The sequence below is a fragment of the Streptomyces sp. PL-29 genome (assembly GCF_058344425.1).
The window spans coordinates 3,234,271-3,247,009 of the sequence record NZ_CP136996.1 but is presented as its reverse complement, the minus strand read 5'-3'; the positions used below and the strand labels follow the sequence as shown (position 1 = coordinate 3,247,009).

Below are 12,739 nucleotides of genomic sequence, written 5' to 3'. Positions count from 1 at the left end.
CGGTGACCACTCGCATCGGAGTCGTCACGTTCCCCGGAACGCTCGACGACCGTGACTCGCTGCGCGCCGTCCGCCTCGCGGGGGCCGAGCCGGTCTCGCTCTGGCACCGCGACAAGGACCTGCACCAGGTCGACGCGGTCGTCCTCGCGGGCGGCTTCTCCTACGGGGACTACCTGCGCGCCGGGGCCATCTCCCGCTTCTCGCCGGTGATGGAGACCATCATCGAGCAGGCCAGGGCCGGCATGCCGGTCCTCGGCATCTGCAACGGCTTCCAGGTCCTCACCGAGGCCCACCTGCTGCCGGGGGCGATGCTCCGCAACAACCACCTGCACTTCATCTGCCGCGACCAGAAGCTGCGGGTGGAGAACGCGGAGACCGCGTGGACCGGCGACTACAGCGCCGGCCAGGAGATCTCCGTACCGCTCAAGAACATGGACGGCCGGTACGTCGCCGACGAGCGCACGCTCGACGAACTGGAGGCCGAAGGCCGAGTGGCCTTCCGGTACCTGGACGTGAACCCGAACGGGTCGCTCCGCGACATCGCCGGCATCACCAACGCCGAGGGCAACGTCGTCGGCCTGATGCCGCACCCCGAGCACGCGGTCGAACCGCTGATCGGGACCGGCCGCACCGACGGCCTCCCGTTCTTCACGTCGGTCCTGAAGAAGCTGGTCAGCGCATGAGCCTCGACACCGTCAAGAACGCCACCGAAACCCCGGACGCCTCCCAGCCGTGGAAGGAGCTCGGCCTCAAGGAGGACGAGTACGCCCGGATCCGGGAGATCCTCGGCCGCCGCCCGACCGGCGCCGAGCTCGCCATGTACTCGGTCATGTGGTCCGAGCACTGCTCGTACAAGAGCAGCAAGGTCCACCTGAAGCAGTTCGGCGAGAAGGTCCCCCAGAACGACGCGATGCTCGTCGGCATCGGCGAGAACGCCGGCGTCGTCGACGTCGGCCAGGGCTACGCGGTCACCTTCAAGGTCGAGTCGCACAACCACCCGAGCTACATCGAGCCCTACCAGGGCGCGGCCACGGGCATCGGCGGCATCGTCCGCGACATCCTCGCCATGGGCGCCCGCCCGGTCGCCGTCGTCGACCCGCTGCGCTTCGGCGCGGCCGACCACCCCGACACCAAGCGCGTCCTGCCGGGCGTCGTCGCGGGCATCGGCGGCTACGGCAACTGCCTGGGCCTGCCCAACATCGGCGGCGAGGTCGTCTTCGACGCCTGCTACCAGGGCAACCCGCTCGTCAACGCCGGCTGCATCGGCGTCATGAAGCACGAGGACATCCACCTCGCCCAGGCCTCCGGCCCCGGCAACAAGGTCATCCTCTACGGCGCCCGCACCGGCGGCGACGGCATCGGCGGCGTCTCGGTCCTCGCGTCCGAGACCTTCGACGACACCAAGCCCACCAAGCGCCCCGCCGTCCAGGTCGGCGACCCGTTCCAGGAGAAGCTCCTCATCGAGTGCACCCTGGAGATCTTCAAGGAGAAGCTGGTCGCGGGCATCCAGGACCTCGGCGGCGCCGGCCTGTCCTGCGCCACCTCCGAGCTGGCCTCGGCCGGCTCCGGCGGCATGCGCGTCGAGCTCGACACCGTCCCGCTGCGTGACGCGACGCTCTCGCCCGAGGAGATCCTCATGAGCGAGTCGCAGGAGCGCATGTGCGCGATCGTCGAGCCGCGGCACGTCGACCGCTTCCTGGAGATCTGCGAGAAGTGGGACGTCATCGCCACCGTGATCGGTGAGGTGACCGACGGCGAGCGCCTGGAGATCTTCTGGCACGGTGAGCAGATCGTGGACGTCCCCCCGGGTACCGTCGCCCACGAGGGCCCGGTCTACCACCGCCCCTACGCCCGCCCCGAGTGGCAGGACGCCCTCCAGGCGGACGACGCGGGCAAGCTGCCCCGCCCGCAGACCTCCGAGGAGCTGCGCGCGCAGGTCCTGGCCCTGGTCGCGTCCCCGAACCAGGCCTCGAAGTCCTGGGTCACCGACCAGTACGACCGCTTCGTGCAGGGCAACACCGTGCTGGCGCACCCCGAGGACGCGGGCATGGTCCGCATCGACGAGGAGTCCAACCTCGGCGTGGCCATGGCGACGGACGGCAACGGCCGCTACGCCAAGCTCGACCCGTACACGGGCGCGCAGCTGGCCCTGGCCGAGGCATACCGCAACGTCGCCGCGACCGGAGCCAAGCCGCTGGCGATCTCCGACTGCCTGAACTTCGGCTCCCCCGAGGACCCGGGCGTCATGTGGCAGTTCGCCGAGGCCACCCGCGGTCTCGCGGACGGTTGCCTGGAGCTGGGCACCCCGGTGACCGGCGGCAACGTCTCCCTCTACAACCAGACCGGCGACGTCGCGATCCACCCGACCCCGGTCGTGGCCGTCCTCGGCGTGATCGACGACGTCAACCGCCGTACGCCGATGGCGTTCGCGGAGGCGGGCCAGCTGCTCTACCTGCTCGGCGACACCGCCGCCGAGTTCGGTGGCTCGGCCTGGTCCCAGGTCGTCCACGACCACCTCGGAGGCCTGCCGCCGAAGGTGGACCTGGGCCGGGAGAAGCTGCTCGCCGAGATCCTCATCTCCGCCTCGCGCGACGGCATGATCGACGCCGCGCACGACCTGTCCGACGGGGGCGTCATCCAGGCGCTCGCCGAGTCCTGCCTCAAGGGCGGCAACGGCGCGCGCGTCGTGGTCCCCGAGGGCCTGGACGCCTTCACGTTCCTCTTCTCCGAGTCCGCGGGCCGCGCCATCGTGGCCGTCCCGCGTAGCGAGGAGCTCCGCTTCACCGACATGTGCGGTGCGCGCGGCCTGCCGGTCACCCGCATCGGCGTGGTGGACGGCGACGAGATCGAGGTCCAGGGCGAGTTCAGCCTGCCCCTGGCCGAGCTTCGCGAGGCCCACGAGGCGACGATCCCCGCCCTGCTGGCCTGATCACCGGCGGGAACACGGCCGGGGCCCCGCACAGAGGACCGTGCGGGGCCCCGACCCGTCACCACCGCGCGACTGTTGCGCTTCCGTGGCCCGGCGGCCCTTCTGGCCCGCCGGGCCGCTCCGCATACTGACCGCGTGAGCATCGTCAAACACCTGCCGGACGCCGCGATACCCACGGGCGGCGCCCCGGCCTGGCGGGTGGCGGACGCCCAGCGCTGGTTCGAAGCGCGCGTACCCGCCGCCTTCGCCCCGATCGCCGTCGGCCGGGTCCTCGCGCCGCTGGTGCTCCTCTCGGTCCTCCTCGTCGCCTGGAACCCCTCCGCCGTCCCGGAACCCGGCACCACCTGGGCCGGGTACGTGCCGGCGGTCCTCCTGCTGTGCCTGCCCGCCTGGTACCGGTTCCTGCCGGCCGCCACCCTCGTGTCCACCCCACTGATCGCCGCGGACACGCTGTGGAACGACCGCGTCCTCGATCCCGCCGACGCCGCGGCCCGGGCCGGCGGGGTGCTGGCGCTCGTCCTGTGCCTCTGGGCCTTCGTCGGGTCCGCGCTCAGGCTGCGCGCGCGGCGGCGTCAGCGGGAGCTCTTCCTCGCCGCCGTCGGGGACAGCCGGGTGCCGATCCCCGAGAACCTGCCGGAGGGCCACCGCGGCCGCGGCCGACGGCTGCTCGCCGCCGGGGCCGCGCTGTGCCTGGCCGCCGCCGCGCTGCTGGTGTGGGGTCTCGCGCAGGACCGCGGAGCCGGCCCGGAGCACCCGTACGACGCGACGGTCCAGCAGGTCCTGGCCGTACTGCTGCTCGCCCCGGGCGTCCCGCTGCTCGGCCGCGGCCTCACGGCGCGGCGCGCCGCCCGGCGGCTGCACGACGGGCCCCAGCCGGTGGTGCGCGTGGGCGTCCGGGAGCAGCCCGGCCGGCTCTCCTGGCTGGTCGCGGATGCCGACACCACGACCGCTCGGCCGCTGATCGCCTTCCGGGACCGCTTCGCGGACGGATACAGCAGCCACCTGCCGGAGACCCTCCTCGGAGCCGCGGAGAGCCGGCTGCGGGTCGAACACCACGACATCGACAGCTACGCCGAGCCCTACGAGGCGCTCCTGTACGGGGTGCCCTGCGAGGGGGCCGAGGTGATCCTGAGGTACGCCGTCTACCGCGGGGACGGCCGGATCACCGACGCCGTCAGGGCGGTGCCGCTGCTGCCCTTCCGCCGGCACCCCCTGCTCTCGCCCTGGCAGCCGGCGGGCACCTCGTACGCCCTCGGGCTGCGGGCGGAGGCGGAGAAGCGCAAGCAGCGCGCGGCGGACCGGTCGAGCGGCTCGGGGAGCTCCTGCGGTTCCTCCGGCGGCTGTGGCTCCAGCAGTTGCTCCAGCAGTTGCTCCAGCAGCTGCGGTGGCGGCTGCGGAGGCGGCGACTGATCGGGCAGACTCCCGGCATGGCACCCAGGACCCGCAGGTACGACCCCGTGAAGATCCGTGCGGCCGTGACCGCACAGTTCGCCCATGTCGCAAGAGCCGTGGGGGAGTTGGGCCCCGATCAGCTGGAGCGGCCCAGCGGGCTCGGGGACTGGAGCGTCGCCGAACTCGCCGCCCACGTCGCGTGGATCGCGGACTCGCTGGCCGCCGGCCTCGCACGGCCGCCCGCAGCCGTCCCCGAACTGACCGCGACCGAATGGCCCTTCGCCACCGCGTCCCTCGCCGGGAAGATTTCCGAGGCGGCCCGGGAGACGCTCACCGGCGCCCCCCTGCCCGAGCTGTTCGAGCGGGCGGCCGCAGCCATGGCGGAGGCGCTCGCGGCGAACCCCGGCGGGCGGGTGCTCCAGCTGTGGATCGGCGACATGACCCTGGCCGACTTCCTGGTCACCCGGACCGTGGAGCTGGTGGTCCACACCGACGACCTGAACCGGGCCGCGGGACTGGACATCCCGATCGAGCGGCAGGCGCTGGCCGCCTGCACGCGGCTCCTCGCCGACTCCCTCGCGCTGAAGGCGCCGGGCGGTTCGGTCGAGGTACGGATCCCGCCCTTCGCGGTGGTCCAGTGCGTCGAGGGCCCCCGCCACACCCGGGGCACCCCGCCGAACGTGGTGGAGACCGATCCGCTGACCTGGATCCGGCTCGCGACCGGCCGTACCGCATGGGCCGAGGCGCTCGGTACGGCTCAGGTGCGGGCCGGCGGCGAGCGGGCCGACCTGTCGGCGCTGCTGCCGCTGATGGGCTGATCGGGGGCGCGGCCGGGGTGGAACCTCCCGGAGACAGCGTTCGTCCCAAGGGCATGCGTACCTTCCGGCACGTCCCCATCCCCGCGGGGCTGGCCCTCGTACTCGCGCTCGCCGCGGCCGGCTGCGGCCGGGCCGAGGACCATGGCGCGGGCACGGTGCTCCCCGATCCCGTGGGCCGCTGGGCCGTCGAGTCCCTGACCACGGGCGGCCGCACCCTGCACGCACCCGAATCGGCCCGCCTCGACTTCGGCGCGGACCAGGTCAAGGGCAACTACGGCTGCAACGGCTTCACGGCCGCCGTCTCCTTCTCGGGCACCTCCGCGGTGACCGTGACCCCCGGCGCCACGACCACCATGGCCTGCGAGGACATGGAGTTCGAGACGGCCTTCGCCACGCTGTTCACCGGGCGCCTGACCATCGACCGGGGGCCCGACCGGCTCACCCTGAAGACCCCCGACGGGAGCACCATCGCCATGACCTCGGCGCCCGCGGACCCGGACGCACCGCTCACCGCGGTCGAATGGACCGTTCAGTCCCTGATCAGCGGCACATCGGTGTCCTCGCTGCCCGCCGGGGCGGCCGGTACGGCGCGGTTCACGATCGCCGCCGACCTGTCCGTGAGCGGGACCCTGGGCTGCAACCGGTTCAGCGCACGGGTCACCCGCGACGGCGACCGGCTCACCTTTGGGCCGCTCACCACCACGCGGATGGCGTGCGACGGCCCGGCGGGCGAGGTCGAGGCGCAGCTGACCGACCTGTTCGCGAGCGGTCCCCTCGCCACCCGGATCGAGGGCCGACGGCTGACCCTCACCGCCGCCGACGGCACGGGCCTGATCGCCGAGGCGCCCTCCGACGCCGAGTAGTCCGCCGGCCGGTGCGATGGCGCCAGGGGCGGCCGGTTCTCGTACGAAGACACAGGCTCCCCGGGTTCGGTCCGCCGGGCGGCTCCGCCCCGCTCCGGGCGGGCTGCCGGGCGGCGCGCGGTACGGCGGGGCGCGGCGGGGCGGGGGCGGAATCGGGCAACGTCGCGGCGGAGTTGCGGCGGAGTTGCGGCGCCGCGGAATGGCGGCGGGCGCCGCTCGCGCCGCGGACCGGGGTCCGGTCGCCGGCCCCGGCCGGGGGTGACGGCGCTTTCACCGAGGGGCGGCGCGGTCGAGCATCCGTGCGCATGTCTTCGTAGGTGTCGACAAGGTGATCTGAATACCGGGACGGAGGCGTCCGGTCACCCTCTGTGCTGTGACATTTCCCGGCCATCCCCAATTCGGACCAGTGGTCGATCTCGCCTACACTCGGGAGCGTGCCTCGTGGTGATGGACGACTCAACCACGACCTGCTCCCCGGCGAAAAGGGCCCCCAGGACGCTTGCGGCGTCTTCGGTGTCTGGGCTCCGGGTGAAGAGGTCGCCAAGCTCACCTACTTCGGACTGTATGCGCTGCAGCACCGTGGACAAGAGTCCGCGGGAATCGCTGTGAGCAACGGTTCCCAGATCCTCGTCTTCAAGGACATGGGCCTCGTTTCCCAGGTCTTCGACGAAACCTCCCTCGGTTCGCTCCAAGGTCATATCGCGGTCGGTCACGCCCGCTATTCGACCACCGGCGCGTCCGTGTGGGAGAACGCGCAGCCCACTTTCCGCGCGACCGCCCACGGCTCCCTGGCCCTGGGACACAACGGCAACCTGGTGAACACCGCCGAGCTCGCCGAGCTGGTCGCCGATCTCCCCCGTCAGGACGGCCGTGCCACCCAGGTGGCCGCCACCAACGACACCGACCTGGTCACGGCCCTGCTGGCCGGCCAGGTGGACGCGGACGGCAAGCCGCTGACCATCGAGGAGTCCGCCCGTGCGGTGCTCCCGAAGGTCAAGGGTGCCTTCTCGCTGGTGTTCATGGACGAGGGGACCCTCTACACCGCCCGTGACCCGCAGGGCATCCGCCCGCTGGTCCTCGGCCGCCTGGAGCGCGGCTGGGTGGTCGCGAGCGAGACCGCCGCCCTCGACATCGTGGGCGCCAGCTTTGTCCGCGAGGTCGAGCCGGGCGAACTCGTCGCCATCGACGAGAACGGTCTGCGCACCTCCCGATTCGCAGAAGCGAAGCCCAAGGGCTGTGTCTTCGAGTACGTCTACCTGGCGCGCCCGGACACCGACATCGCCGGCCGGAACGTCTACCTCTCGCGTGTCGAGATGGGCCGGCGCCTGGCCAAGGAAGCCCCGGTCGACGCCGACCTGGTGATAGCAACGCCGGAATCCGGCACGCCCGCCGCGGTCGGATACGCGGAGGCCAGCGGGATCCCCTACGGCTCGGGCCTGGTCAAGAACGCCTACGTGGGCCGGACCTTCATCCAGCCCTCGCAGACGATCCGCCAGCTCGGCATCCGCCTGAAGCTCAACCCCCTCAAGGAAGTCATCCGGGGCAAGCGTCTGGTGGTCGTGGACGACTCGATCGTCCGCGGCAACACCCAGCGCGCCCTGGTCAAGATGCTCCGCGAGGCCGGCGCGGCCGAGGTCCACATCCGGATCTCCTCGCCGCCGGTGAAGTGGCCGTGCTTCTTCGGCATCGACTTCGCCACCCGGGCCGAGCTCATCGCCAACGGCATGACGGTCGACGAGATCGCCACGTCGCTGGGCGCGGACTCCCTCTCGTACATCTCGATCGACTCGATGATCGAGGCGACGACGATCCAGAAGCCCAACCTCTGCCGTGCCTGCTTCGACGGCGAGTACCCGATGGAGCTCCCGGACCCGCAGCTCCTCGGCAAGCAGCTCCTGGAGACCGAGCTGGCCGGCGGCGCGGACGCCGCCGACGCGCTCCGTCGCCCGTAAGTCCCCGGCTCCACCTGCGCGGGGCCCCGTCTTTCAGGCTTTTCCCGGGGCCCCGCACCAACCGCAGTAACGACACGAAAGCTCTCTCCTGTCATGACAGAGAAGACCACCGGTGCCAGCTACGCAGCCGCGGGCGTCGACATCGAAGCGGGGGACCGCGCCGTCGAGCTGATGAAGGAGTGGGTGAAGAAGACGCAGCGCCCCGAGGTCCTCGGCGGCCTCGGCGGTTTCGCCGGCCTCTTCGACGCCTCCGCCCTCAAGCGGTACGAACGCCCCCTGCTCGCCTCGGCCACCGACGGGGTCGGCACCAAGGTGGACATCGCCCGCCAGATGGGCGTGTACGACACCATCGGCCACGACCTGGTCGCGATGGTCATGGACGACATCGTCGTCTGCGGTGCCGAGCCGCTCTTCATGACCGACTACATCTGCGTCGGCAAGGTGCACCCCGAGCGTGTCGCCGCCATCGTCAAGGGCATCGCCGAGGGCTGTGTCCTCGCCGGCTGCGCCCTGGTGGGCGGCGAGACCGCCGAGCACCCCGGCCTGCTGGGCCCGGACGACTTCGACGTGGCGGGCGCCGGCACCGGCGTCGTCGAGTACGACCGCCTCCTCGGTGCGGATCGCATCCGTACGGGGGACGCCGTCATCGCGATGGCTTCGTCCGGCCTTCACTCGAACGGGTACTCGCTGGTCCGGCACGTGCTCTTCGACCGCGCCGGGATGTCCCTCGACAGCCATGTGGAGGAGCTCGGCCGGACCCTCGGCGAGGAGCTGCTCGAACCCACCAAGATCTACTCGCTGGACTGCCTGGCGCTCACTCGGACCGCCGAGGTGCACGCGTATTCGCACATCACCGGCGGTGGCCTCGCGGCCAACCTGGCCCGGGTGATCCCGGACCACCTGCACGCCACGGTCGACCGTTCGACCTGGACCCCCGGCGCGGTCTTCGACCTGGTCGGCAAGGCCGGTCAGGTGGAGCAGCTGGAGCTGGAGAAGACCCTGAACATGGGCGTCGGCATGATGGCCGTGGTGCCCGCCGAGTCGGTGGACGTGGCGCTGACCGCACTGGCCGACCGGGGCGTCGACGCCTGGGTGGCGGGCGAGATCCTGGACCGCGGCGACCACGCCGAGGGTGCCACCCTCACCGGTTCCTACGCGAGCTGAGCAGCACTGAAACCCGGCCCGGGGCTACGCCCTGGACCGGGTTTCAGTTTTTGTCGTGTCGTGCAGACGCCTCGGGGCGTCAAGCGCCGCGACGCTGTGCCGACGGACCGGACTCGTCGTCCTCGTCGTCGTCATCGCTGTTGTAGAGGTCCGCGTACCGAGCGTACGGGTCGTCCTCGTCCAGCTCATCGTCGTCTACCTCGACCGGCTCGCTGACAGACAGCGGTTCCGCGGTCGATGCGCCCAGCTCGTTGGCCAGACGCGACAAGTCAGTCCCGCCGCTGCTGTACTTCAGCTGGCGGGCGACCTTGGTCTGCTTGGCCTTTGCCCGGCCGCGCCCCATGGCTCGACCCCCTCGGTGACGGGGCTCGACGGCCCCAGAGTCTGACACGCGTTCATGGTTCGGAGCGGGCTCTCCGTGGAGAGACCGTCCGTAGGGGTTTAACGGTACCTGCTTCCGCGGCCATACGGTACGCCGCCCGCATGACGCGCCCCGGTGCAGAACCAACGAGGCGCCCCGTCCTCGCTGGTCAGCTGCGATTTTAACCCTTTCCCGACGAGCGACCCGCCGAAGTGCAGTGAGTTCCGTCTCCCCGCACCCCGGCGAGCCCCCCGACGGGCCCCTAGGAGGCCGTCACCGGCAGGGTCCGGCGGCCGTCCGCCATGCGCTGCTCGGCGATCCGGTCGGCCGCGGCGGCCGGCGGGATACCGTCCGACTTCGCACGAGCGAAGATCTCCAGCGTGGTGTCGAAGATCTTCGTGGCCTGCACCTTGCACCGGTCGAAGTCGAAGCCGTGCAGCTCGTCCGCGACCTGGATGACACCGCCCGCGTTGACCACGTAGTCCGGGGCGTAGAGGATGCCGCGGTCCGCGAGGTCCTTCTCGATGCCCGGGTGGGCCAGCTGGTTGTTGGCTGCGCCGCACACGATCGCGGCGTTGAGGGCCGGGACCGTCTCGTCGTTCAGTGCGCCGCCGAGCGCGCACGGGGCGTAGATGTCGAGGCCCTCGACACGGATCAGTGCGTCCGTGTCGGCGACCGCGGTGACCTTGCCCGGGTGTTTGTCGAGGATGCGCTGCACCGACTCCTGGCGGACGTCGGTGATCACGACCTCGGCGCCGTCCTCGATCAGGTGCTCCACCAGGTAGTGGCCGACCTTGCCGACACCCGCGACGCCGACCTTGCGGCCGCGCAGGGTCGGGTCGCCCCACAGGTGCTGGGCGGAGGCGCGCATGCCCTGGAAGACGCCGTAGGCGGTGAGCACCGAGGAGTCGCCGGCGCCGCCGTTCTCGGGGGAGCGGCCGGTGGCCCAGCGGGTCTCACGGGCGACGACGTCCATGTCGGCGACGAACGTGCCGACGTCGCAGGCGGTGACGTAGCGGCCGCCGAGGGACTCCACGAATCGGCCGTAGGCCTCCAGGAGTTCCTCGGTCTTGATGACGTCGGGGTCACCGATGATCACGGCCTTGCCGCCGCCGAGGCCGAGACCGGCCATGGCGTTCTTGTAGGACATACCGCGCGAGAGGTTGAGGGCGTCGCGCACGGCCTCCTCGTCGGAGGCATAGGCGTGGAAACGCGTGCCACCCAGGGCGGGGCCCAGGGCGGTGGAGTGGATCGCGATGACGGCTTTCAGGCCGGTGGCTCGGTCCTGGCACAGCACGACTTGCTCGTGGCCGCCCTGCTCCGTGCGGAACAGGGTGTGCAGGACGCCGTCGGTCATTTCGGTCACGGTGGTGACTCCCATGGAAGAGATGCGGCGGGAAGACGCCCCCCTGCGGGTGGGGGAGGGCGTGCTGTGAGCAGAGTAAGACCTGTGGGCCGGATGGGGGTCTGCTGTCCGGGGATCGAAACACTCTCGGAGTACGGGAGCCGGTCCGGGCCCGGTGGGGGCGGGCCGGAGGTGAACCGGACCCCGGAAGCGGGGAGGACGAGAGGGTGACCGAATCGACCGATCCCCTGCTGCCCTCGGCGCGCTCGGCGCCGGCCGTCCCGTACGCCTCCTACCTGCGCGTCTACGAACCCCTGGCCGCCTTCGCGGAGCCGGAACGCACCCACTGGACGCGGTACGCCCGGCGTGCGACGGCTCCGACCGCCCAGGACGAACTGCGCGGCTCGCTGGCGGACTTGGTGCGGGTGCCCCTGGTGGGGGTGCCGGCGCACGAGAGTGCCGACGCCTTCACCGCGGAGGTCGACGGAGTGCTCCTGGTCTGCCCGTGGCGGACCCGGCTGCGCGGCTGGCTGGCACTGGAGGAACTGGTCGACCAGTTCCCGCGCCCGGTGCTGGACGCGGCGCTCCCGCCCGCGGTCCGCCGCCGGGCCGCCGAGGAGTACGAGCGCTGGCGCGAGCGGAACCCGGACGCCCGCCCGTGGATCCGTACCGGGGTGTGGCAGATCCCACTGCGCTGGTTCGTGCTGGTCGCGGACGAGGAGCGGGAGTACGTGCCGGGAGAGCGGTTGCGCTACCGGACTCCGATGGTGCAGGCGCGCCGGCGCCTCGCGCGGGCCCTGCGGACGCTGCGCGCCGCGGAGGGGTACGGGATGCTCGCCGAGGGGCTGGTCGAGGTGGGGAGCTGGCTGGAGGAGTTCCATCCCCGCTCGATGGTCGAGCTGGACTACGGAGGGCTGGTGCACGCCCTTCCGGCGGACCGGCTCGCCGCCGACCGCTCGGCGGGGGACCTCGCGGCGGGTATCGCCGCCCTGCGGGCGGGGGACGCCGAGGCCGCGGCGGAGAGGTACGGGGAGCTTGCGCAGCGTTGGCGGGCCGTCCGGGAGCGGCTTTTCGCGAATTAGGCCGAAAGCCGACGGTGTGGCTGGTTTCACCTTTCGGAGGTCCGTACGTACCGGAGCGTATCGGTCGTTCAGTTGAAACTGGCTGATCAGAGCCCTGATCGTGGCATTTGGGACGTAGTGCCAGGACCTACGTCCCGATACGGGCCATTGGCCCAAGCGTGACGGACCGCACTAACCACACCCTTGCGCCCTTCCCCTACCCTCGTGCCAAAATAGGACAAGGAGTCCGGGGAGGGTTCCTTCCGCCCAACTAAGGGCGGAATGCTCGGCATTGCACTCTACGGGGGGTCTGACGACTCCTGATCGCTCTGTGACTGATCGTCACAGTGGGGTGACTGTCCGTTATGGGGCGGTCCATCGGGCTTCCGCCGCTGATGAACACCTCGGAGGGCAATTCCGTCGGTTTGGCCGTCGAGGCTGGACGGATGGTGTAGTTGTAGTGCCGAGGACAAGCCGTTCGTCCTATAACCGACTCGGCCCGCGTATGTCCATTTCGGGCAACGCGGGCCAAGGTGCAGAATTTAGAGGAAAGAACCGAGATGGTTCGGTTCTCCCGAGGAGGCCGCTCATGACCGCTCGCACCCCTGATGCCGAGCCGCTGCTGACCCCGGCTGAGGTTGCCACGATGTTCCGCGTGGACCCTAAGACGGTCACCCGCTGGGCCAAGGCTGGCAAGCTCACGTCCATCCGCACCCTGGGTGGGCACCGCCGGTACCGCGAGGCCGAGGTCCGCGCACTGCTGGCGGGAATTCCGCAGCAGCGCAGCGAGGCCTGAGGTCGCGTAAACACCCCGCTTTGAACGGGTCGCCATCGGGTCCCCCAATCCGATCAAA

At 71.3% G+C, this 12,739-nt stretch carries 11 protein-coding genes; 9 read left to right on the top strand and 2 right to left on the bottom strand.

The genetic code is table 11. The annotated features are described in order from the left end of the window. The first annotated feature begins 2 nt into the window (after positions 1-2). The 7 genes from purQ to purM all read left to right on the top strand — a co-directional run bounded on the left by purQ (position 3) and on the right by purM (position 9,118). Complete coding sequence (gene purQ / locus R4Z63_RS14785) at positions 3-683, top strand: phosphoribosylformylglycinamidine synthase subunit PurQ (protein WP_037920105.1); 681 nt, start codon at positions 3-5, stop codon at positions 681-683. Continuing rightward, positions 680-2,929 (top strand): phosphoribosylformylglycinamidine synthase subunit PurL, encoded by a 2,250-nt coding sequence (purL, locus tag R4Z63_RS14780; protein ID WP_384445665.1) that lies wholly within the window; start codon positions 680-682, stop codon positions 2,927-2,929. The genes purQ and purL overlap by 4 nt, the downstream gene beginning before the upstream one ends. A 135-nt stretch (positions 2,930-3,064) precedes the next feature. Beyond that, the gene (locus tag R4Z63_RS14775; RefSeq protein WP_384445663.1) at positions 3,065-4,339 is read left to right on the top strand and encodes a hypothetical protein; all 1,275 of its coding nucleotides are present in this window, start codon (positions 3,065-3,067) and stop codon (positions 4,337-4,339) included. 17 nt (positions 4,340-4,356) lie between these two features. Further along, positions 4,357-5,139 (top strand): maleylpyruvate isomerase family mycothiol-dependent enzyme, encoded by a 783-nt coding sequence (locus R4Z63_RS14770; RefSeq protein ID WP_384445661.1) that lies wholly within the window; start codon positions 4,357-4,359, stop codon positions 5,137-5,139. A gap of 53 nt (positions 5,140-5,192) precedes the next feature. After that, a complete protein-coding gene (locus R4Z63_RS14765; protein ID WP_037920101.1) occupies positions 5,193-6,002 on the top strand; it encodes an META domain-containing protein in 810 nt (269 codons plus the stop codon). A 434-nt stretch (positions 6,003-6,436) separates the two neighbouring features. Beyond that, complete coding sequence (purF, locus tag R4Z63_RS14760) at positions 6,437-7,954, top strand: amidophosphoribosyltransferase (RefSeq protein ID WP_037920099.1); 1,518 nt, start codon at positions 6,437-6,439, stop codon at positions 7,952-7,954. A 93-nt stretch (positions 7,955-8,047) separates the two neighbouring features. Next, positions 8,048-9,118: a phosphoribosylformylglycinamidine cyclo-ligase gene (gene purM, locus R4Z63_RS14755; protein WP_384445658.1), complete on the top strand. Its 1,071-nt coding sequence runs from the start codon at positions 8,048-8,050 to the stop codon at positions 9,116-9,118. A gap of 79 nt (positions 9,119-9,197) precedes the next feature. On the opposite strand, the gene R4Z63_RS14750 is transcribed toward purM, so the two are convergent. Then, positions 9,198-9,461, bottom strand: a complete 264-nt coding sequence (locus R4Z63_RS14750; RefSeq protein ID WP_030957046.1) for a DUF3073 domain-containing protein — start codon at positions 9,459-9,461, stop codon at positions 9,198-9,200. Positions 9,462-9,741: 280 nt separating this feature from the next. Next, positions 9,742-10,860, bottom strand: coding sequence for a Leu/Phe/Val dehydrogenase (locus R4Z63_RS14745; protein WP_078556234.1), 1,119 nt, complete (start codon positions 10,858-10,860; stop codon positions 9,742-9,744). A 191-nt stretch (positions 10,861-11,051) separates the two neighbouring features. On the opposite strand from R4Z63_RS14745, the gene R4Z63_RS14740 reads away from it, so the two are divergent. Together R4Z63_RS14740 and bldC are read left to right on the top strand one after the other, a co-directional pair. Further along, a complete protein-coding gene (locus R4Z63_RS14740) occupies positions 11,052-11,906 on the top strand; it encodes a DUF8083 family protein (RefSeq protein WP_236647588.1) in 855 nt (284 codons plus the stop codon). A 568-nt stretch (positions 11,907-12,474) separates the two neighbouring features. Then, positions 12,475-12,681 (top strand): developmental transcriptional regulator BldC, encoded by a 207-nt coding sequence (gene bldC / locus R4Z63_RS14735; protein ID WP_003949541.1) that lies wholly within the window; start codon positions 12,475-12,477, stop codon positions 12,679-12,681. Positions 12,682-12,739: the final 58 nt, after the last annotated feature.

Coding starts and splice junctions, on each gene's coding strand:
- purM (WP_384445658.1), top strand. CDS start 8,048: ATGACAGAGAAGACCACCGGTGCCAGCTACGCAGCCGCGGGCGTCGAC.
- purL (WP_384445665.1), top strand. CDS start 680: ATGAGCCTCGACACCGTCAAGAACGCCACCGAAACCCCGGACGCCTCC.
- R4Z63_RS14770 (WP_384445661.1), top strand. CDS start 4,357: ATGGCACCCAGGACCCGCAGGTACGACCCCGTGAAGATCCGTGCGGCC.
- R4Z63_RS14750 (WP_030957046.1), bottom strand. CDS start 9,461: ATGGGGCGCGGCCGGGCAAAGGCCAAGCAGACCAAGGTCGCCCGCCAG.
- bldC (WP_003949541.1), top strand. CDS start 12,475: ATGACCGCTCGCACCCCTGATGCCGAGCCGCTGCTGACCCCGGCTGAG.
- R4Z63_RS14765 (WP_037920101.1), top strand. CDS start 5,193: ATGCGTACCTTCCGGCACGTCCCCATCCCCGCGGGGCTGGCCCTCGTA.
- R4Z63_RS14745 (WP_078556234.1), bottom strand. CDS start 10,860: ATGGGAGTCACCACCGTGACCGAAATGACCGACGGCGTCCTGCACACC.